16 protein-coding genes are annotated in these 21,486 nt (G+C 67.3%); 3 read left to right on the top strand and 13 right to left on the bottom strand.

The features are described from left to right. Positions 1-2 precede the first annotated feature (2 nt). Positions 3-1,199 (bottom strand): cystathionine beta-lyase, encoded by a 1,197-nt coding sequence (metC, locus tag LRS10_RS02585; protein WP_257835888.1) that lies wholly within the window; start codon positions 1,197-1,199, stop codon positions 3-5. A 95-nt stretch (positions 1,200-1,294) separates the two neighbouring features. Here metC and LRS10_RS02580 point away from each other — a divergent pair, with 95 nt between their 5' ends. After that, positions 1,295-2,227 carry a LysR substrate-binding domain-containing protein gene (locus LRS10_RS02580; RefSeq protein WP_257817673.1) on the top strand — a complete coding sequence of 311 codons (933 nt, stop codon included), beginning with the start codon at positions 1,295-1,297 and terminating at the stop codon, positions 2,225-2,227. Here the strand turns inward: LRS10_RS02580 and LRS10_RS02575 are convergent. From LRS10_RS02575 to LRS10_RS02520, 12 genes are all read right to left on the bottom strand, one after another. Then, positions 2,224-2,694, bottom strand: a complete 471-nt coding sequence (locus tag LRS10_RS02575; protein ID WP_257817674.1) for a RidA family protein — start codon at positions 2,692-2,694, stop codon at positions 2,224-2,226. The two genes, LRS10_RS02580 and LRS10_RS02575, sit on opposite strands and share 4 nt — an antisense overlap. Next, the gene (locus tag LRS10_RS02570; protein WP_257835887.1) at positions 2,691-5,261 is read right to left on the bottom strand and encodes a TonB-dependent siderophore receptor; all 2,571 of its coding nucleotides are present in this window, start codon (positions 5,259-5,261) and stop codon (positions 2,691-2,693) included. The genes LRS10_RS02575 and LRS10_RS02570 overlap by 4 nt, the downstream gene beginning before the upstream one ends. A 180-nt stretch (positions 5,262-5,441) precedes the next feature. Further along, positions 5,442-6,101, bottom strand: a complete 660-nt coding sequence (locus LRS10_RS02565) for a DUF2231 domain-containing protein (RefSeq protein ID WP_257835886.1) — start codon at positions 6,099-6,101, stop codon at positions 5,442-5,444. A gap of 63 nt (positions 6,102-6,164) precedes the next feature. Continuing rightward, complete coding sequence (locus LRS10_RS02560) at positions 6,165-7,349, bottom strand: calcium-binding protein (RefSeq protein ID WP_257835885.1); 1,185 nt, start codon at positions 7,347-7,349, stop codon at positions 6,165-6,167. Next, positions 7,304-7,651 (bottom strand): hypothetical protein, encoded by a 348-nt coding sequence (locus LRS10_RS02555; protein WP_257835884.1) that lies wholly within the window; start codon positions 7,649-7,651, stop codon positions 7,304-7,306. Before LRS10_RS02555 ends, LRS10_RS02560 begins: the two co-directional genes overlap by 46 nt. A gap of 133 nt (positions 7,652-7,784) precedes the next feature. After that, positions 7,785-8,219, bottom strand: a complete 435-nt coding sequence (gene cueR / locus LRS10_RS02550) for a Cu(I)-responsive transcriptional regulator (protein WP_257817678.1) — start codon at positions 8,217-8,219, stop codon at positions 7,785-7,787. Next, the gene (locus LRS10_RS02545) at positions 8,216-10,699 is read right to left on the bottom strand and encodes a heavy metal translocating P-type ATPase (protein ID WP_257817679.1); all 2,484 of its coding nucleotides are present in this window, start codon (positions 10,697-10,699) and stop codon (positions 8,216-8,218) included. Before LRS10_RS02545 ends, cueR begins: the two co-directional genes overlap by 4 nt. Before the next feature lie 1,456 nt (positions 10,700-12,155). Beyond that, a complete protein-coding gene (locus LRS10_RS02540) occupies positions 12,156-14,531 on the bottom strand; it encodes a cation-translocating P-type ATPase (RefSeq protein WP_257835883.1) in 2,376 nt (791 codons plus the stop codon). Between the two features lie 36 nt (positions 14,532-14,567). Then, entirely contained in the window at positions 14,568-15,227 is a 660-nt protein-coding gene (locus LRS10_RS02535) for an isoprenylcysteine carboxylmethyltransferase family protein (RefSeq protein ID WP_257835882.1), read from the bottom strand. An 11-nt stretch (positions 15,228-15,238) separates the two neighbouring features. Continuing rightward, the gene (locus LRS10_RS24830; RefSeq protein ID WP_257835881.1) at positions 15,239-15,703 is read right to left on the bottom strand and encodes a DUF2933 domain-containing protein; all 465 of its coding nucleotides are present in this window, start codon (positions 15,701-15,703) and stop codon (positions 15,239-15,241) included. A 48-nt stretch (positions 15,704-15,751) separates the two neighbouring features. Next, on the bottom strand, positions 15,752-16,285 hold the full coding sequence (locus LRS10_RS02525; protein WP_257835880.1) for an RNA polymerase sigma factor: 534 nt from the start codon (positions 16,283-16,285) through the stop codon (positions 15,752-15,754). A 578-nt stretch (positions 16,286-16,863) separates the two neighbouring features. Then, positions 16,864-17,151 (bottom strand): hypothetical protein, encoded by a 288-nt coding sequence (locus tag LRS10_RS02520; protein WP_257835879.1) that lies wholly within the window; start codon positions 17,149-17,151, stop codon positions 16,864-16,866. Between the two features lie 362 nt (positions 17,152-17,513). On the opposite strand from LRS10_RS02520, the gene LRS10_RS02515 reads away from it, so the two are divergent. Together LRS10_RS02515 and LRS10_RS02510 are read left to right on the top strand one after the other, a co-directional pair. Continuing rightward, the gene (locus LRS10_RS02515; protein WP_257835878.1) at positions 17,514-21,113 is read left to right on the top strand and encodes a hypothetical protein; all 3,600 of its coding nucleotides are present in this window, start codon (positions 17,514-17,516) and stop codon (positions 21,111-21,113) included. Then, positions 21,068-21,472 carry a hypothetical protein gene (locus LRS10_RS02510; protein WP_257835877.1) on the top strand — a complete coding sequence of 135 codons (405 nt, stop codon included), beginning with the start codon at positions 21,068-21,070 and terminating at the stop codon, positions 21,470-21,472. Before LRS10_RS02515 ends, LRS10_RS02510 begins: the two co-directional genes overlap by 46 nt. Positions 21,473-21,486: the final 14 nt, after the last annotated feature.

Here is a 21,486-nt window from a genome sequence, read left to right as displayed (position 1 = left end):
GCCTAGGCGCGCCGCTGGGCGCCGCCGCCCTGGCCCGGAACCGTAAGGCGGGCGAAGGCCTGGGTGAGGTCCCGCAGGAGATCCTCGGGATCCTCGAGGCCGATGCTGAAACGGACCACAGGGCCGGTGTGGGCCGGCGGCGCGACGGTGCGCAGCGGCGGCCGGTCAAGCACCGCCACGAGGCTGCGCGTGCCGCCCCAGCTGGCGCCGATGGCGAACAGCTGCAGCGACTCCACGGCTTCGGCCACTGCCGGGCGGGTCCATTCCTCGAGGAACACGGAGAACAGGCCGGCGCCGCCGGTGAAGTCGCGCCGCCACAGGGCGTGTCCCGGAGAGGTCGCGAGCTGCGGGAAGCGGACCTCGGCAACGCCCGGCTGGGCGACGACCCAATCGACCAGCCGCCGCGCGGACTGTTCGGCGCGGTCCATGCGGATCGCCAGCGTCTCGAGGCCGCGGAGCACCAGGCTGCTTTCGTCGGCCGAGACCCCCAGCCCAAGGAAGCGGCTGTAGTCCTTGAGCTTGCGGTAAAGCGCGACGTCGGCCACCGAAACCGAGCCCATCATCACGTCGGAATGGCCGGCCACGTACTTCGACAGGGCGCAGACCGAGAAGTCGACGCCGTGCGCCAGGGCCTTGAACCGCAGCGGCGTCGCCCACGTGTTGTCGGCCGCCACCATCGCCCCGCGCGCGTGGGCGGCTGCGGCGATGGCGGGCACGTCCTGCACCTCCATGGTCATGGAGCCGGGCGACTCCACCCAGACCAGGCGGGTCCGCTCGTCGAGCACCTCCGCCAGGCCTGCGCCGATCATCGGATCATAGTAGCGGGAGGCGATGCCCAGGCCGGCGAGGAATCGTTCGGCGAACGGTCGCACGGTGTCGTAGGTGGTGTCGGGAAACAGTACCTCTTCTCCTGGGCTCACGGCCGCCAGGGTGGTCATCGCGATGGCCGCGAAACCGGAAGGGAGGGCGAGCGTCCGGGCCGCGCCTTCCAGGCGCGCCAGCCGCGTCTCAAGTTCGCGCGACGTGGGGGTGCCGTAGAGCCCGTAGGAGAAGCCGTCGTAGATCTCGTCCCGACGGCCCTGGTAGGCGGCCACGGTGGGGAAGACCACGGTCGAGGCCCGGTGTACGGGCACCGCAAGGCTCTCGAACGGACCTCCCAGGCCATCGCCTGGCGTCACGCAGAGTGTGGGGTCACGCATGCTCTACTCCCTTGGAGGCCAGGCGTAGCCCGGCCTTGGAACCCGTTCAAATTCATAGTTGCGGCCGATTCATGCGTTGCGGTTATGATGCCCGCATGAACCTGACGCTCATCGAAGCCTTCAGCGCCGTGATGAAGACCGGCTCCACGACCGCAGCCGCCGAGTTGCTGCGGGTGTCGCAGCCGGCCATCAGCCGCTCGCTCAAGCGGCTGGAGGACACCACGAAGCTGAAGCTGTTCGAGCGCACGGGCCCGCGGCTGACGCCCACCCCGGAAGCGCACCTGCTCTACCAGGAGGTCCTCGACACCTTCGTCGGCCTCGACCGGCTGCGGCAGTCCGTGGCGCGCATTCGGGCGGTGGGCACCGGGTCGGTGCGGATCGCGAGCTCGGCGGCCCTTGGGCTGTCCTTCGTGCCGAAGGTGCTGAAGCGGTTCGCCGAGCATCGGCCGGATGTCTCCATCCGCTTCGAGATCGGCAACTCGGTGACGGTCCGCAATCTGGTGGCCAGCGGCTCCTACGACATCGGTCTGTGCGCCGAGGAGATCGACCGCTCCAACCTGATGGTGAAGCCATTCATCGAGACGCGCGGAATCTGCGTCATGCCGCCGGGCCACCGGCTGATCGGCGAGCCGGTGATCCGCCCGGGAATGCTGCACGGCGAGCGGGTCATCTCCCTGGCGCCGGACGACACTGCCCGCATCCAGTTCAACGCCGCGCTGGCGTCGGCGGACGCCAGCCCGAAGTTCGTGGTGGAGACCCAGTTCGCCGCCACGGTCTGCCAACTGGCTATGGAGGGCGTGGGCGTCGGCCTGACGAACTCGCTCACCTATGTGTCCGACCGCTTCGAACCGCTCGGACTGGCGGCGCGGCCGTTCGAGCCGGCGATCGCCTTCCGCTCGCTGATGATTCTGCCGCCGCATCGGGCCCGCTCGCGATTGGTGGACGAACTGGTGGGGTTCCTGGAGGCCGATCGCGACGCGCTCGCCGAGGCGTGCGAGAGCCGCTTCGACCGGTTCTCGCCCGTCTAGGGCCGCACGGCGAAGACGGCCGCAACCTCGACCGCCGCTCCGAGCGGCAGGCTGCCGGCGCCCACGGCGGCGCGGGCATGCCGGCCCGCCTCGCCGAACACCTCGACCATCAGGTCCGAGGCGCCGTTCACCACCTGCGGATGATCGGTGAAGGCTGGTCCGGCGTTCACAAAGCCGGTCAGCTGGACGCAGCGGACCACCCGGTCGAGGCGGCCGCCCAGGGCGGCCCGGAGCTGGGCGATCACCGAAAGTCCGCACAGCCGCGCCGCGGCGCGCGCCGCCTCTGCGCTGAGGTCCTCGCCGACCTTGCCTGTGACGAGCCCTCGGCCGTCGCGGGGCAACTGTCCCGACACCGTGGCGAGCCCGTCATGCAGCACCACGGGGACATAGTTGGCGACCGGCGCGCCGGCTGGGGGCAGCGCGATCCCGAGGGCGTTCAGGCGATCATCGAAGGAAGCGGAGGTCATGCGGAGCCTTTGGGCGCGCCGGGGGCGGCCCTCTCGTGAGTCGGAGGGGGGGGACGGGCGCCGGTCAGAACTTGCCGGTCAGGCGCACGTACCAGAATCCGCCGTTGAAGCCGAAGGGCGAGAACTGCGGATAGACGATGCCGTTGTTGATCTGCGCCTGGCGCCGGTCCTTGTCGGGATAGGCGTCCAGCAGGTTGTCCGCCCCCCACGGCGATGGAGAAGGTCTCCGTCGCCTGGTAGCTGACTTCGGCGTCCACCAGCCACTCCGCGCCGAAGTCCTGGTCGAAGGACAACGCGGTCGGCGTGGCGTTGGGCACCGCATCGACCCACTCGCCGTAGTAGTTGGCCCGCAGCAGCACGTTCCAGCGGCCGCTCTCCCAGGTGCCGGTGACATTGCCCCGCCAGCGGGGGTTGAACCGGCCGATCTCGATCCGGCGTTCGCGGTCCACGGCCCGGGCGTCGCGCAGGTTCGTCACCTTGCTGCGGGTGTAGTTGGCCGCCGCGGTGAGACCGATCTTCCCGATGTCGAGGGGCCAGGACCTGGAGAGCACCACATCGACGCCCTCGGTCTCGGTGTCGAAGAAGTTGCCGAAAAAGCGAACGCTCTGCAGGTCCCCGGCCGGCGTGCCGCGGGCGGCGAGCGCGGCCCGGTCGGCCGCCGTGATCGGGATGCGTGAGGTGAGCGCGATGCGGTCCTTCACCTCGATGTTGAAGTAGTCGGCGGTCAGCACCCAGCCGGCTACGTCGAGCACGGCGCCGAAGGCGAAGTTCTTCGACTCCTCCTCCTTGAGCGGCTTCGCCCCGTAGTACTGGGCGATGGGATCGGTGGGTGGACGCGTGGCGATCAGCAGCAACCCGCCGGTGAGCGGGTCGATGTTGGTGGCCACATCGGAGATGTTGGACTGCCCGGGGGTCGGCGCGCGGAAGCCGGTGTTGACCGATCCCCGCAGGGCGAGGCCGTCGAAGAGCTCGTAGCGGGCGGTCAGCTTCCAGTTGAAGGTGGAGCCGAAGTCCGAAAAGTCCTCGTAGCGGGCGGCGGCCCCCACGGTGAGCCTGTCGACCACTTCGGTCTCCAAGTCGAGGTAGGCCGCCCAGTTGCTGCGCGAGAAGGCGCCCGCAGAGGCCGGCGTGTAGCCTGGGAAGCCGCTGGAGCCCACCGCAAGACCGATGATCCGGCCGGTGTCCGGATCGGCGAGGCTGGCGAACCGCCCGGCCTGGTAAGAGGCGGGCTCGCCTGCTTTGATCTCGAAGGTCTCGCGACGGTACTCGGCTCCGAACGCCACGTTCAGCGGCTCGGCGAACATCCCGGTGTCCACAGGATAGACGAAGTCGGCGTTGAGCCGCGCCTCCCGCTGCTGCAGTTCGCCGGCGCGGAACGAGGCGGGGGAGTCCGGCCCCAGGGACGGGTTGACCGTATTGTCGAGTTTGAACTCGATCTCGTTCTGCGCGAGGCCGGCGCTGAAGTCGTAGCGCAGTCCCCCGAAGGCCTCCCCTTTCACACCCCCCGTCAGACCCATGTCGAGCATGTTGCTGCGAAAGACCGGCGCAAAGCCGCCTGGGAAGCGGCTCGTGAAGCTGAAGCGGGGGCCGCCGGGCTGGTTGGTCAGCGGCACGCTGGCGAACACGTCGGCGCGATTCAGCGGGCGGTAGAAGAAGTCGGACTCGGCGGAGGCCTGTCCGAAGTTGCCGAAGGCGTAGGCTGTCGCCGTCGCCGTCGCGGGGAGTTCAGCGTTGAAGAACAACCGCGCGGCGTCGACGCTGGGCGCGCCCCAGCGCTGAGCAGGATCGGGCACCGCCGTGTTGCCGGCGTTGATCAGGGCTTGGGCGTCGGGCCGCTGGAGCCCGCGTGACGTCTTGGCCGAGCTCGAGAGCTCGCCGCTAACGTTGAAGAAGCCTTCTTCGCCGAGGCGCAGTCCGACGTTGAGCTGCAGATTGTAGTCCTCGCCGTCGCCCTCGTAGAACTGGCCATACCGGGCGATGGCGGTGACGCCCTCGCGGGCCCGCTTCAGTTGGAAGTTGATCACCCCGGCGATGGCGTCGGAACCGTATTGGGCCGCCGCGCCGTCGCGAAGCACCTCGATGCGGTCGACGGCGATGGCCGGGATGGCCGAAAGGTCGGGTCCCTGCGCGCCGGCGGCGAGCGGCTGGTTGGTGATCTGCACCACGGCCGAGCGGTGTCGCCGCTTGCCGTTCACCAGCACCAGGGTCTGGTCCGGCGGCAGCCCCCGGAGGCTGAAGGGACGGACGAAGGCCGAGGCGTCCTGCGCCACGAACTTCTGAACATTCAGCGAGACGACGGTGGTCTTCAGGGCGTCGTTGAGATCCGAGGCGCCCTGCCGCTGCAGCGTCTCGCCCGACACCACGTCGACAGGCGTCGAGGACTCGGTCAGGGTGACACCGGCGCGCCGGGTGCCGGTGACGACCACCTCGTCCACCTGCCCGGCCGCAGCGTCCTGCGCGGATGCGGCCGTCGCCAGGCCGAGCGTGAGGCCGCCTCCCAAAGCGGAGACCGAAGCCAGAAGCGCCGCGCGAGCGGCCGAGCGCCGATATCCCATGCCTTCCCCCATCTTTGTGTTCGCGCCGCTGCTGCGGTCGCGGCCGCGGAAACCCGCAAGCCTTGGCCAGAGCCGAACACGCAGGGAGAAGGACTTCAAATGCGCAATAGACCGCCATTATGCGCCGAGGTTATGCAGATGATAAGCCAAGCGCGACGGGTGGATAGAAGGCGGCCTTGCCGCTTCCCCAGCTCAGAAGTTCAGATGGTCGAGCCCCCGCACCAGGGCTCCGCCGATGAACCCGTTGATCCCGATTGCGGCGACCGTTGCGGCGAGCAGGACGGCGTAGACGACGCCCGCGCCAGGCCGTCGGGCGCTGAGCCATCGCTCGTGCGCCCACCAGACGCCCAACGCAAGCGGCGCAATGGAGGTGCCCAGCGTCTGGTGGGCCGTGTGCAGGCGGTCGTAGCGACCGTAGGTCCAACCCATCGCCATCCAGCCGAGGACGATAGCCGCCAGGGCCGACAGCGCACTCAGGGCGATCATGAGTCGTGTGGCCTCTTCGACCCGTTCGCGGCGAAGCAGCAGGGCGCGCGCCTCGAGCACGGCAACGACAATAAACAGGGCGATCGGGAAATGGACGACGCTCGGGTGCCAGCGGCCGAGCCAGTTCACCAGCCGGCCGCCGAAGGTCGTTGGCGCGGCGTCGTCGGCGGGCGGCCGGCCGTCCGCCGACATCTGCCCCTCCGGCGTCGCCACTTCCATGCCGCCGTGCGGGCCGACCGCCGCCGCTGTCGGCGACGGCCCAGGCTTTGGAGCGTGGCCTTCGTGGGCCGCGCTGGGGCCGGCCCAGATCAACGCGGCGCCCAGCAGGCCGGCGCCCAGGACCCGCAACGGCGAGCGCGTGGTCATTCAGCCTCCTTCGCTGCACCCGCATCCGCGGCGCCGGCCGACCCCTCCTCCTCGGGCGCAGCCTCAGCCCGGGAAGATCCAATCCGACCCTGCGGTGCTGATCCCAGGTACGAAGCCGGGCTCCTCCACGAACATGAAGTCGCTCTGCCGCAGGTCCGCCTTGAACACCCCCTGCAGCAGGACCCCGCCCTCGGGATCGGCGTCGCGGTCTGTGTTCCAGGACACGAACGCCCCTTCCGCGCGATCCACGACGGACACCTGATCCGGCCGGATATCGCGCAGCGCGAGGTGGTCGAACGCGCCCTGCGCCTCACCGCGGACTTCCATATCGGTGATGACGTCGAAACCGCTGTGAGGATCGACGATAAAGGCGTCGGCCCCCGTGCCGCCGGTGATGGTATCGTTGCCCATGCCGCCTTCGATCATGTCGTGGCCGGCGCCGGCGTCGATCGAGTCCGCGCCCTCCATGCCCATGATGTCGTCGACCATGGCGCCGCCGGTCAGTGTGTCCGCGCCCATGCCGCCGTCGAGGCGATCCATGCCGTCGCCGCCTTCCAATCGGTCGTCGCCCGCATCACCTTGCAGCACATCGTCACCGCCAGCGCCGAGCAGAGTGTCGGCGCCATCCCGACCGAAGATGTTGTCGACGCTTTCCCCGCCGGTCAGCTGATCGGCTTCCCGCTCGCCGACGAGCACCTGGTAGGTTTCGTCGCCCGTAAAGGTGAGCGCGACATCACCATCCCGCATCGCGGCGTCGGCGGCTTGGTCGAAACGCTCGCCTGGCAGGTCGCCGTGCCTGGGGTCCGGGCCTTCAACGCTGGGTGTGGGCCGCTCGGGAGTGGGCGCCGTCGCCGGCCGCGAGGCGGGCGGAAGGTCCGGCTCCTCCGCGAACATGAAGTCGTCCTGCGCGAGATCCGCCTGACGCACGCCCTCCAGCAGCACGGAGCCGCCCTGCCAGCTGACCCGCACACCCGCAGGGGTGTCTTCGAAACTCAGGTCTTCCCACCGGAGGTCCCGCAGCGCGAGGTGGTCGAACATGCCGGGACCCGCGGTGAAGTCGCGGATCACATCGTTGCCGCTGGTGGGGTCGACCGCGAAGGCGTCGGGTCCGAGCCCGCCGACCAGCGTGTCGTCGCCCATCCCGCCCTCCAGGTCGCCATGGCCCGCGCCCTCGTCCAGGTAGTCGTTGCCCATGCCGCCCATCAGGGCGTCAGCGTCCCTGCCGCCATAGAGCCGGTCTCCGTCCATGCCGCCCGTGAGCCGGTCAGCGCCGCTCGCCCCCGCTGAGGGTGTCGGCGCCCGGAGTCGCCATAGAGCACGTCGTTTTCGCGGTCCCCGTTCAGCAGGTCGTTGCCGCCAAGTCCCCAGAAGTGATCGCGGTCGCCGCGTCCGACGAGGGCGTCGTTCCCCTCATCCCCGATCGAGACCTGATAGTCGTAGCACTCGCGACCGGCATCGAAATCGAATGTTAGACCGTCTTGGGCGAGATACTGACTGGCCAGCTCCTGGATGGGAACATCCCTCCAGCCATGGGATAGTTTGTGTGACATTGGCCGTTCCTGCGCAAGATTACAGCGATGGGAATGTTTCTCCCCGCAACAACGGGTGAGCGATCCGTCAACTCTGTATTGAAGCTCGCAGTTCCGAGTTTTGTCAGTTCGCCTGTCTCTGCCGCAGCTAAGCTTATCGCGCTCTTGCCTTCACTCGCTCGAGCGGCGTGGTCGGCTCGGCCCCGGCCGTCAGGTCGGCAAGGATGGGGCAGTCCGGACGATCGTCGCCGGCGCAGCAGTGCGACAGGTGCCGCAGGGTGTCCGCCATGGCCTGCATTTCGGCGATCCGGGCGTCGAGATCGGCGACGTGTCGGTCGGCGATCGCCTTGACCTCGCGGCTCGGCCGCTCGCGATCCCGCCACAGCGACAGCAGTTGCGTGATCTCGTCCATCGAGAAGCCGAGACTACGCGCGCGCTTGATGAAGCGAAGCTCGTTGATCTGGCGGGCGTCGTACTCGCGATAGTTGGAGTCGGTCCGGCTCGCGGGGCGCACCAGGCCGATCTCGTCGTAGTAGCGGATCATCTTGGTGGTGACGCCCGAGGCCTTCGAGGCCTGACCGATGTTCATGGCCGTGCTCCTTGCAAGGCGGCGTCGCGGAAGCCTCGCAGGCGAAGCGCGTTCGTCAGGACGCTGACGCTGGACAGCGCCATGGCGCCAGCGGCCACCATCGGGGACAGCAGCAGGCCGAAGGCGGGGTAAAGGGCGCCGGCGGCGACGGGGATCAGCACCACGTTGTACCCGAACGCCCAGGCGAGGTTCTGGCGGATGTTCCGCAGCACCGCACGGCTGAGCGCGATCGCCGTGGTCACGCCGCGCAGGTCGCTGCGCATCAGCACCACGTCGGCGCTCTCGATGGCGATGTCTGTTCCGGCCCCCATGGCGATCCCGACGTCGGCGCTCGCCAGGGCCGGGGCATCGTTCACCCCGTCGCCGACGAAGGCCACGCGACCATAGCGCTGCTGAAGGTTCTTCACGGCGGCGACCTTGCCATCGGGCAGCACCTCGGCAACCACCTCGTCCAAGCCGAGCGCCGCGCCGACTGCCTGCGCGGTGCGCCGATTGTCTCCGGTGATCATCACCACCTTCAGACCCGCTGCGTGCAGCATCGCCAGGGCCTCGGCCGTGGTGTCCTTGATCGGATCGGCCACGGCGAGGATGGCGGCGAGCTCGCCGTCGACCGCCGCGTAGATCGGCGTCTTAGCCTCACCCGAGAGGCGATCCGCGTCGGCGGCGAAAGCGGCGACCGAGACGCCGAGTTTCGCCATGAAGCGGTCCGCGCCGACCTGGATCCGCCGGCCATCGACGAGCGCTTCAGCGCCGAAGCCGGGAAGGGCCTCGAAGCTGGACGTCTCGGGCAGCTGCAGGCCGCGGGCTTGGGCCGCCTCGACGATCGCCTGGGCGATCGGATGTTCCGAGCGGCTTTCGACCGCCGCCACCAGGCGCAGGAGATCGGACTCCGCGAATCCATCCGTGACGCGGACATCCGTCAGGACCGGCCGACCGAGCGTCAGTGTCCCTGTCTTGTCGAAGGCGACCGCCTGGACGTCGCGCAGGCTCTGCAGGGCCTCGCCACGGCGGAAAAGGACGCCCAGCTCCGCGGCGCGGCCGGTGCCGACCATGATCGAAGTGGGGGTCGCCAGGCCCATGGCGCACGGGCAGGCGATGATCAGCACCGCCACGGCGTTGACCAGCGCGAAGCTCAGCGCCGGGCTGGGGCCAAAGACCAGCCAGGCGGCAAAGGTCAGGACAGCGCCGACGATGACAGCCGGCACGAACCAGCTGGTGACCTTGTCGACGAGAGCCTGGATCGGCAGCTTGGCGCCCTGGGCGGCCTCCACCATCCGCACGATCTGGGCGAGCAGGGTGGCTGCGCCCACCTTGGTGGCGCGGAAGCGGAAAGTCCCGGTCTTGTTGACCGTGCCGCCAACCACAGCGGCGCCCGGACCTTTCTCGACCGGGATCGGCTCGCCCGTGATCATGGATTCATCGACGTAAGAGGCCCCGTCCAGGACCTCGCCGTCCACCGACACCCGTTCGCCCGGCCGGACCACGACGATGTCGCCGACCAGGACCTCGGAGACGGGAACCTCGAGGACGACGCCCGCCCGCTCCACGCGCGCGGTCTTCGCCTGCAGCGTCATCAGACGCTTGATCGCCTCGCTCGTGCGGCCCCTCGCCTGGGCCTCGAACAGGCGTCCGACCAGGATCAGGGTGACGATCACGGCGGCGGCTTCGAAATAGATGTGGTTGGCTCCGGCCGGCAGCAGCCCGGGCATGAAGGTGGCGACGGTCGAATAAGCGAACGCGGCCGTCGCGCCGAGCACCACCAGGGAATTCATGTCCGGCGTGCGCCGAACGAGGTTCGGCACGCCCTTGCGATAGAAGCGCAAGCCCGGACCGAACAGCACGAAGGCGGCCAATGCGAAGCTGATCAAGCGCCAGGGCTGCTCGCCGATCGTGCTCGCCAGAAGATGGTGGGCGCCGGGCACGAAGTGGCGGCCCATCTCGACCAGAAACAGCGGGATCGTCGCCAGGGCGGCGAGGCCCACCGCGCGCTTCAAGCCCCGGATCTCCGCCGCGCGCGTCTCGCGTTCGCGATCGGAGAGGTCCGGGCCGGCTTCGACGATCGGGGCGGCGTGGTAGCCGGCCTTCTCGACGGCGGAAACGAGGGCGGCGATATCAGCGCCCTCGAGCACGGCAACTGTGGCGCGCTCCGTAGCCAGGTTGACCTGCGCTTGCAGCACGCCCGGCGCGGCGCGAAGCGCCCGCTCCACCCGCCCGACGCAGCTAGCGCAGGTCATGCCCTCGATCTTCAGCTCGAGGGTTCGTTCAAGCGGCTCGTAGCCGGCCTTGCGGATCGCTTCGACGACGGCCTCGGTTTGACCGTCGGGCGTGAGTTCCACGTGGGCGCGCTCGGCGGCGAGGTTGACCGAGGCGCGAACGACGCCAGGGACGGCTGAGATCGCCTTCTCCACGCGGCCGACGCAGCTCGCACAGGTCATCCCCAGGACGGGAATCTCCAGCGGCTGAAGGATTTGTGCGGGCATTGGCAGCTCATCAAGGACGATGCCCAACGCAGATGGACCTTCCCATGATAGGAAGGTCAAGCGCGAGAATTCAGGCCGTCGGCTGCGACCGCGCGCCGCCGGAACTTGTTTCTGATACGCGCCAAGAGGGGCCTGCCCCTCGGCGAACGGCAAATGGTAAAGGGGGCGCGAGCAGATCCTCACGCTCACGACATACCGAGGCGTCGGCGGCGTTACAGTTGCGGATCACCGAGATGCTCGGTTGACCAGCCACAAACACCCGCAGGACGCTCGGCTTACAGTTCTGGCCACCCTTTACGAGCGGCGATCTCCTGGCGCAGAACGGGGCAGGGCTCTTCGAAGCGGCGTGGCAGCGCGGCTTGCGTGGAGTGCGTGGTCGACAGCGAGCGTCACGGGCCGATCTGAGCGTCCTTGTTGCGTGTTCACCGCTTGGTCCAAAGACAGCATCTGGATCCGCCAGCGCTCACCGACATCGTCGCGAACGTGGCCTTAGGCCGCTCAGCGGCATCTACCTGGCCGCGTCCTAACCGCCAGCGTGAGCGCTACAGCTCGCCCTGGCGAGACCGTGGCGCTGACCCCGGCGTGCGACATCGCTGCTATCGCGTATACGCGGGTGGTCGTCGAAAGGTTTATCGCCCTCGGCGGCGGCGCCCAGGGACTGAGACGGCGCCGCTCTCCCTAGCGAGGGTCAGTGGACCGTTGCCAAGAGACTATTTGCCTAGCAGCTGGCGGCACTGCGCATGGCTCATGCCCATGGTGTTCACCGCCCCAGTCTTATCCGACGAATGGCTGTGCGTGGCCCCTTCGCCCATTTCTAGCATCTTTTCACAAGCCGCTCGCTGCTCAGGGGTCGATGGTTCATTCGTTGTCGCGCACGCGGAAAGCGCACCCGCTGCGGCGATCAAGCCCCAGATATACACCCTTTTCATCATTCTTCCGTCTCTCCTACTAGGCGCTTGCACCGATAACATCGGTGCGGGTTGAGATGATAGTGATGGTGGTTTCTGACACGTTTAGAGAGCTGGCGTGATGAGGAAGTGGGCAGACAGTGCTCAAGCATGCCTCAGGATTGCGCAGAACGAATATAGATGAGCGGAGACGTAGTTGCCCTGCGTTCGTCGCCAGGCAGGGACGCCTGGACGGAGGGGTCAAGTCAGCGTTTGTTGCTGATGGCCGTGTCCGCAAGGCTGTCTGGTGAGGTCCGTTTCGGTGAAGTCACCAAACAAAGCTTAGGAGCGCCGAACGCCGCTGCGGTGACGGGGAAGCTCGAGGCGAGGTAGACCAGTAGCCGAGCGGATAGGGCATGAAGGTCGCTCGGCGCCTTTGTCGCTAACAATCTTGGGCAGGCAGAAGCGCCCGTCGCATCGTGCCCCTGGGGGCGAGAGGCTACGATTCAACGCCAGACGTTTCAGGAGGGCTGGAAGCGACGAGCTGAGAGGCGCAGCCAAGCGCAACTTTAAGCGGCCCTTTGTGTGACGTTGACCGCGGGTGTTTGCTGATGCCGAGGCCCGTCTTCGCCGAGGCGTAGACGCTTCAGCAGCAGTGCGTTGACCGCGACCAGCACAGAGCTGCCAGACATGGCGATGGCCGCGACTTCGGGGCTGAGCGTGATGGGGTAGAAGACGCCCGCGGCCGCGGGGAAGGCGACAATATTGTAGCCCACGGCCCACCAGAGGTTCTGGTGCATCTTGCGCAAGGTCGCGCGGGAGAGCTCGACAGCCTTGACGACATCGAGGGTGTCGCTGCGCATCAGGACGACCTTGGCGCTTTCGATCGCCACGTCCGTGCCCGCGCCGATGGCGAAGCCGACGTCAGACTGGGTAAGGGCGGGGGCGTCGTTGACCCCGTCGCCCACCATGCCGACCTTGTTGCCCTGCGCCTGCAGCTCTTTGACTTTGGCGGCCTTGTCGCCGGGCAGCACTTCGGCCAGGACGATATCGATCCCGAGCTCGCGACCAATTCTCTGCGCCGTACCCAGGTTGTCGCCGGTGATCATCGCCACCTTGACGCCCAGGGCCTGCAATCGCTCGATGGTCTCGCGTGCAGTCGGTCGCGGGGCATCGGCGATGGCGATGAGGCCGATCACACGACCGTCGCGGGCGATATGGGCCACGGTGCGGCCGGCGCCTTGCAATTCGGCGGACTTCGCGGCGAGCGGACCCAGATCGATACTGTTTTCCTCCATCAACATGCGGTTGCCCGAGTAGACAGTCCGTCCGTCCACGAGGGCGCGAACACCCTTGCCCTCGAACGAAGCGAACTCCGTTAGCGGGGGGAATGTGAGCCCCTGCGCTCGTTCAAGCACCGCGACGGCGATGTGGTGCTCCGAACCCTGTTCGATGGCCGCGGCGATCGCGATGATCGTCGCCTCGTCGAACCCTGGCCCAGGGACCACTTGCTCCACCTTCGGTTGGCCCATGGTGAGCGTGCCGGTCTTGTCGAAGATGATGACATCGAGCTTCACGGCGTCCTCCAGCGCCGCGGCATCCTTGATCAGGATGCCATGGGCCGCGCCCAATCCGGTGCCGACCATGATGGCCATAGGGGTGGCGAGGCCGAGCGCGTCGGGGCAGGCGATGACAAAGACAGTGATGGTGAGCGTCAGCGCGAACAGCAGCGTCTGGCCGATCACCCAGAACCAGATTGCGAAGGTCAACAGGCCAATGACGATCGCCGCCAGCACCAGCCACTGCGAGGCCCTGTCCGCCAAGAGCTGGGCTGGAGCCTTGGAATTTTGCGCCTCCTGGACAAGCTTGACGATCTGGGCGAGCGCGGTGTCGGAACCCACCTTGGTGGCGCGGTAGCGGAAGGCGCCGGTCTTGTTGATCGATCCGCCCACGACAGCATCGCGGACCTTCTTGGAAACCGGCAAAGATTCCCCGGTGAGCATCGACTCATCGATCTCCGACGCGCCCTCTTCGATGACGCCGTCGACCGGAATCTTGCCGCCGGGCCTGACCGCCACGAGGTCGCCGACCTCCACCTCGGAGGTTGAGATTTCTACTTCGACCCCGTCGCGGATGACCTTTGCGGTCGGCGGGGCGAGATCCATCAGCCGCCGGATCGCCTCGGACGCACCAGCCCTCGCGCGCATCTCCAACCAGTGTCCGAGCAGGATGAATACGAGCAGCAGGGCCGAGGCCTCGTAGAAGTTCGCGGCCTCGAAGAAGAAGGTCGTGCCAACGCTGAAGAGGTAGCCCGTCCCAACGCTGAGCAGCACGAGCACGGCCATGTTGAACACGCCGCGCCGCAGAGCTCGCGCCGCAGCGATGAAGAAGGGCCAACCGGGCCACAGAATTGCGCCGCTCGCGAGTACAAACAGAACCAGTTCTAGATCCCAGCCAAACGGCGGCTCTACCCGCAGGAAGTCCATGCCCATCGGGGCGAGAAAGAAGATGGGAATGGTGAAGGCGAGCGCCACCACGAAGCGGTTGCGCATATCGCGAGCCATGGACTTCATATCCATGCTGGGCCCGTGGCCCATGCCGGCCATAGCGTCGTGCTCGCCGTGTCCCGCCTTTGGTGCGGCCCTGCCCGCGGCCGGCGGCGGGGGGCCATGCTCGTCGATCGCCTCGGCTCTTAACGCGTCTTGTCCAGGGGCGCAGACGTGGCGCGGCACGACTTGCCCGGCGCAATGAAAACCGCAGTCCCGCACCGCCTGTTCAAGCTCGGCGGGGCTGACCTGCGCCTCGTCGTAGGTCACGGTGGCGCTGGCTGAGGCGAAGTTGGCCGTGACCTGTCTGACGCCCTTCAGACCCGCGAGCTGCTTCTCGACCACCAGCGGATCCAAAGGCGTCCGGAAGCCAGATACGTCGACGGTCGTTGTGCGCATGGCATACCCCTGCGGTGGCGGCGCTGGACGTGCGGATCAAACTGGAGAACGCTGGGCGTCGCCTGACCGGCGCAGGCGCGGGATGAAAGCGGGCGTGGCGCGCTTGTACGCGGCATAGACTTCGCCGAAGCGGGCCGCGGTCTCGCGCTCTTCGCTGACGGCCAAGCGCCAGTACATCACCACCAGGACCGGGAACATCGCGAGCGTGAGCAGTGTCGGCCATTGCAGCAGGAAGCCGAACATCACCAGGACGAAGCCGACGTATTGCGGATGTCGGACCCGGCTGTACGAGCCGGTCGTCGCCAGCTTGCCTTCACGCTGGGCGCGATACAGCACCGGCCAAGCCGCCGAAATCGCCCAGAAACCCCCGCCAATAGAGGCGAAGCTCAGCAAGTGGAACGGACCAAAATGGGGGTTAGCCTTCCAGCCGAACATCATCTCGAGGAGGTGACCGGCGTCGTGCGACCACCAGTCGACGTTCGGGAAACGGCTCTGCAGCCAACCTGACAGGAAGTAGATGGTCAGCGGAAAGCCGTACATCTCAGTGAACAAGGCCACGAGGAAAGCGCTGAACGCGCCAAACGAGCGCCAATCGCGCGCCGTCCGCGGTTTAAAGAAGGTCAATGCGAAGAAGATGAATAGCGCTGAATTCAGGATCACCAAGGACCAGAGGCCGTATGCGGGCGTATCGGACATTGCGGCCTCTTCTATAACCTGTGCTGGTGGGTCTGGACCCCGGTTTTCGGCGCCTGATCTTCACCGTCGCGACTGCCGTCGTGACCGCCATGTCCCCCATGCATGCCCAGATGAAGAAGCGGGCAAAGGAGCAGCAACAGGAAAGGCAGCCAACCCAGCACGTGCAGACGGTGCTCGCCTACCAAGAGGAAGATCAGGCCAGCGCCGAAGACGGCGATGACCAGCCCTGTGAGGAGCATTCGCAGCCCCTGGGTGGGGCGCGCGCCTATCGGGGGTCCCAGGCCCAAAAGGGCCCCCTGAGAGCGATGCAGGGCGACTTGGCGGTGATTGTCGATGTTCCATCTGAAAAGCTCCTCACCCAGGCGCTCGACCGCGCCCTCGCACAACCGACGCGTAGGACGACGCAGATCGGACACGTCATTACAGCGCGACGAGAAGGACTCTCCGCCGCAACCGCTTGGAGGGTAGCTGGTCATCGGACTCTCCTAGATTACACGGCCCGCGTAACGTCGCTGGGGCCGCCACTAGGCCTTGAGCAGCTTTTCGGCCCTCGTCCTGGCCCAGCAATCGGCAAGAGCGCAGCTCTGGCACTTCTCGGCCATGACCTGACGCAGGGCGTTGCGGGCGCGGTGGAGGCGCACGGCGGCGTTGTTGGCGGTGAGCTCCAGATGGTGGGCGACAGCCTTCAGGGGGCGCTCATCGAGATAGGTCTCGGTGAGGATCTGGCGGTACTCCGACTTGAGCTCGCGAAGGGCGGCCTTCAGGCAATCGCTCGGAGCGACGAGGTCCTCGTCCGTGTCGGCCGCGTCCGGCGCAGGCTGGACGGCCAGAGCATCGAGTGTGCGGCGCCGGACGGCGGCCCTGCGGTAGCGGTCGACCACCAGCCGGCGCAGGGTGACGCCCATCCAGGCCCGAGGGCGCTCGGCGGCGCCCAGTGATTCAGCGTGCTGCAGGAACTTGATAGCGGCGTCCTGCCAAGCGTCCTCGGCGTCTTGCTGCGACGGCAGACGGCTGCGCAGGAAGCGTATCTGGCGGGGCCGTTCGGCGGCCAGCTGCAAGGCCAGATCGTCCCTGCCGCCTTGAGGATCAGCAAGGCCCCGCGAAGATTCCAACGGATGGAATGTCGCTCCACTATCAGCACTCTCAAATATTGCGGCTGTCGCGTGCAGCATTCGAATGTCCCCGATCTGTTCGCGTGGAGCTTCAACGGGAATGAAACCGCCTTCTTTGATCGCGGTCAAGTTCAACATTTAAGTGGCAAAGCAAAAATCTATTTGAGGGGTTTTGTCACCTCGTGCGTATTGCCGCTTATCTTGGGCGTCGCGTGTGCTGGCAGGGCGATCCCGCTCCGGGGAACGTCTTGCACAGCCCACTTCCGGCCATGATGATCGACTTTACCTGCGGCGTTGGGAGCCGGCGCATTCGGGCCTGACGCTGCTGGCTTTGTTCCTGGCCGTGAATCCGGTGGCTTTTGGCGTGACCCTGAGGGCCCGCGACTTTAGTGGCCAGGCACTCTGAGCGAGTTGCCGTTCCAGCGCGCTTGGGAGCGGACCCTTAGGCCCGCTCCCGGCGCATCACCTGACCGGGGACGATCAGGCCAGGGGCGAGCGAGGGGGGCGCTCGCCCTTTCCGCGGCTCAGCGCCGGCCGCGAAAGTAGTTGTAGAGACCGCGGCCGAAAAAGGCCGCGTACCAGCCCGAGGCGAAAGCCGCGACGGCCCCGAACGCGGTGTTCGACGGGTCGCGCCAGTCAAGCGAGGGCATGACGCGGGCGAGCAGATGCTCGGTATCCGCGGGCAGCAGATAGACCAGCGCGGCGCACAACACGAACGTCAGCAGAAAGAAGATCGAGAGGCTCCAACCTAGGGCCATCAACTGCACGCCGGACCTGATGCTCTGCTGATTCATCACTTCCCTGCGGCTCACCGCGTCTCCTCCAATGGCCCGCTCGGGCCGTCCTTGAAACAAGACGCCAGGGTCGGCCGAAGTTTACAGACAAGGGGGTTCTGCGAAGTTTGGAGCCCCCTGTAGCGCTAGTCCGGCGCCGAGTTCACTGCAGGGTGCGTGAAAGGGTTGCAGCGCTACAGCAAGGATTTGACCCCGCGCTCAATCTTCTCTTCAGCACCCCGTAATCACCCGCTCCAACGGCAGCGTCGCTGTAATGGCGGCGGTGCGAATGCGTCTGTTGGCGGATGAACAGCGGCTCCGGACAACACACAGGTGTCGGCGACGACCCGCGTCAATCTGGCGGATTCCTCTCTGGCCTTGCGAGCCGAGGCGCATCCGCCATGTCGCTAGGCCTGTTCCCGGCCGGCGGCCTGTGGTCGGACCAGACGCCGATCCGCGCCGAACTGTTCAGCATCGAGCGGCTTGAGGCGCACGCCAAGAGCCTAGCCCTGGCTCAGCCCGTCGAACGCCGCCCCAAGGCTGGTCGCAGCCTCACTGGCCGGTTGCTGGACAACCAGCGCCGGCTCATCGAAGCCTTCAAGGTGCTGCAACGTTCGGGTGGGGGCGACGACGGCGCAACGCCCGCGGCGCAATGGCTACTCGATAACTTCCATGTGGTCGAGGAGCAGATCCGCGAAATCCGTCGGGACTTGCCGCCCGGCTACTACCGGCAGCTTCCGAAGCTGATCTCTGGGCCCTTCGCGGGCTACCCGCGGGTGTTTGGGCTTGTCTGGGCGTTCGTCGCCCACACCGACAGCCGCTTCGACGTGGAGATGCTGCAGCGCTACGTTCATGCGTACCAGAGCGTCCACCCGCTCACCATCGGCGAGCTTTGGGCGGTGGCCATCACCCTGCGCCTCATTCTGGTGGAGAATCTACGGCGCCTCGCCGACCAAATCTTGGACAGTCGCGAGGCCCGCATCACCGCCGACCACCTGGCGGACCGCCTGCTCGGCGCCTACGGACGCGACCCCGAACCCGCTGCCGCCATACTGCAGGGCTGGGAAGGTCGGCAGCGCCCGGACGCCTTCACGATGCAGCTGGTGCATCGGCTGCGCGATCAGGACGCGAGGATCGCACCCGTGTTGGGCTGGCTGGACGAGCAGCTCGCAGAGCACGGCGTTACAGCTGACGCCGTCGTTCGTGGGGAGCACGATCGGCAGGTCGCCGCCGCCGGCACCGTCCGCAACATCGTCACGAGCCTGCGGCGCATCTCGGAAGTGGACTGGCTGGACCTGGTCGAACGGATGAGCCTCATCGATGCGGCGCTTACAGGGGCAGGCGATTTCGGGGAGATGGATTTCGCGACGCGCAATCTTTACCGCACCGCAATCGAGGCCCTTTCGCGAGGCAGCGGTAAGAGCGAGATGGAGGTCACTTGGGCCGCTATCGCACGCGCTGAGGCCTGTGCTGGCGAGGTGGCGAGCTGCCACGTCGGCTGTCACCTGATCGGGTCGGAACGGCCTCGCTTCGAACGGGCGTTGGGATTTAGACCGCCGCCGCGCGAGGTCCTGACCCGGGCGTTCCAGCGCCTCGGAGCCTGGGGCTATGCCGCAGCGATCATCTCCGCAGCCGCGTTTATCCTGCTATTGCCGCTCCTCCATGCGCGAGACCTGGGCGGCGCCTGGCTGGGCGTCTTGGCGGTGCTCGGAGCCGTCCCGGCCTTGGAGCTCGCCGTCGCCCTCGTCAACGCGGTCGTTACCCATAGCGTTCGAGCAGACGCTCTCCCAGCGCTCGAGCTCGCGGGCGGAGTCCCCGCCGAGCATCGCACTCTCGTGGCGGTGCCGATGATGCTCACCAGCCCGGAGGCGATCCGGGCGCAGGTCGAGGGCTTGGAGATCCACTATCTGGCTAGTGTCGAAGGCGACGTCCATTACGCACTCCTGTCGGACTGGGTGGACGCGGAACGGGAGAGCGAGCCGGTCGATGCCGAACTCCTCGCCCTGGCGGTCGATGGTATCGCGAGCCTCAACCAGAAATATGGTCCAGCGCCCGGGGGAGACCGTTTCCTGCTGCTGCATCGCCGTCGGGTATGGAACGACAGTGAAGGCCGCTGGATCGGATGGGAGCGCAAGCGCGGCAAGCTTCACGAGTTGAACCGCCTGCTGCGCGGGGCGCAGGACACGACGTTCGTCCCCGCGCCCGAGGCGCCAATCACCGTCCCGGAGGGTGTGCGGTACGTCATTACACTGGATGCCGACACGCGCCTGCCCCATGACACGGTGCGCCGCCTTATCGGCAAGATGGCCCATCCCCTCAACCGCCCACGGCTGGATGCGGGACAGCAGCGGGTGGTGGAAGGCTACGGAATCCTGCAGCCGCGGGTTTCGCCGGCGCTGCCGGTGGGGCATAGCGGCTCGCTGTTCCACCGGCTGTTTTCGGGAGCGAGCGGGATCGACCCCTATGCCGCCGCGGTAAGCGACGTCTATCAGGACCTGTTCGGCGAAGGCTCCTACGGGGGCAAGGGGATCTACGACGTAGACGCCTTCGAGGCGGCGCTTTGCGGGCGCGTACCGGAATCAACGATGTTGAGCCATGACCTGTTCGAGGGGGTCTATGCGCGTACCGGTCTGGTGTCCGATGTCGAGGTGGTGGACGACGCCCCCACCCGTTACGACGTTGCGGGCCTTCGGCACCATCGCTGGGCTCGCGGCGACTGGCAGTTGTTGCCTTGGATTCTTCGCATACCCGCCGGCAGATGCCTCGCGCCGGGGCCGCTCCCGGTCATCGGGCGGCTGAAGATGCTCGACAACCTGCGACGGACCCTGACCGCGCCAGCGGCCGTAGCGGCGCTGTTCGCGGGGTGGGCCGCCCTCGGCAACCATGCCATCGTCTGGACGCTGTTCGTGCTGGGCTCCGTCGTCGCGCCGGCGCTCATGCCGCTGATCGATGACCTTGCGCCGCGCACTGCAGGGATACGCACGCGAGACCGACTGAGAGGCATGGGCGCAGACCTCCGCGTCGCGACCGCCCGCGCCCTGCTGCTGGTCACGCTTCTGCCCCACCAGGCCTGGCTCATGTCCGACGCCATCGTTCGGACGCTATGGCGCCTGTTTGTCACCCGCCGCCGACTGCTGGAATGGGTGCCCGCAGCCCAGCTCGCGGCAGGCCTGCCGTTGGACGTCTCAGACTTCTATCGACGGATGTGGGGCGTATTGCCCCTGGCCTGCGCAGGCCTTGCGATCAGTGCGATCGGGTCCGGCGAGGCTTGGCCGCTCGGGGTGAGCATCTCATTCGCCTGGCTGTTCGCGCCGTTGGTCGCTCAGCGGATCAGCCGAATTCAACCCCTGCCGGAAGCGGGCGAGCTGACCGCGGCCGACACGGCCGCGCTGCGTCTGACGGCGCGCCGGACCTGGCGCTACTTCGAAACCTACGTCACCGCCGCCGACAACCACCTGCCGCCGGACAACGTCCAGGAAGATCCCCCGGCCGTCGCCCACCGCACATCTCCCACCAACATTGGTCTCTACCTGCTCTCGACCGTCTGCGCGCGCGATCTCGGTTGGATCGGCGTCGGCGACGCCCTCGAGCGTATAGAGGCCACGCTGGCCACCTTGCAGCGCATGGACCGCCGCCGCGGCCACTTGCTCAACTGGTATGACACGCGCGATCTGCGCGCGCTGGAGCCGCTTTATGTGTCCACCGTGGACAGCGGAAACCTGGCTGGATGCCTGCTGACGCTCGCGGCGAGCTGCCGCGCGTGGCGGGCCCAGCCGCTCCCCCGCATGCGCGATGGGCCGGCGTGTCCGACGCCATCGACCTCGCCAGGGAGGAATTGGCGCCGCTCTGCGCGCCTGCGGTGTCCGCACATCAGACCTGGGGGCGCCTGGAGGAGGCGCTGCGGGACCTCTCGGGGACCTTGCGCCGAGGCGAGGAGGGAAAGGACGCCCGAACTTTGGACGATGTCCTGCGCGAATGGGCGGGACTCGCCGAACCGCTGAGGGGTCTGCTGGCGGAACGCGAGGACGCTGCGGAGCTGGCCCATTGGCTATCCGCAGTGGAGGCGGGGCTCCGCAGCCATCTCCGCGACTTGGAATTCTCTGAGCTGGACCGCCGTCTCGCAGCGGCGGAAGCCGCCGCGCGCCAGCTGGCGCTGGAGATGGAGTACGGCTTCCTGCTCGATCAAGACCGCAAGCTGCTGTCGATCGGCTACCGCGTCGCCGATGGGGCGTTGGACGCCAACTGCTACGATTTGTTGGCCTCTGAGGCCCGGTTGGCGAGCTTCCTCGCCATCGCTAAGGGCGACGTGCCGGCGCGTCACTGGTTTAGACTCGGTCATGCTGTGACCCCCCACGCCTGAAGGCGCGGCCCTGA

Origin of the sequence: Phenylobacterium sp. J426 (genome assembly GCF_024699945.1) — a bacterium.
Lineage (GTDB): Bacteria > Pseudomonadota > Alphaproteobacteria > Caulobacterales > Caulobacteraceae > Phenylobacterium.
The sequence above is the reverse complement of the archived record's forward strand: the minus strand, read 5'-3'. Positions and strand labels throughout refer to the sequence as shown.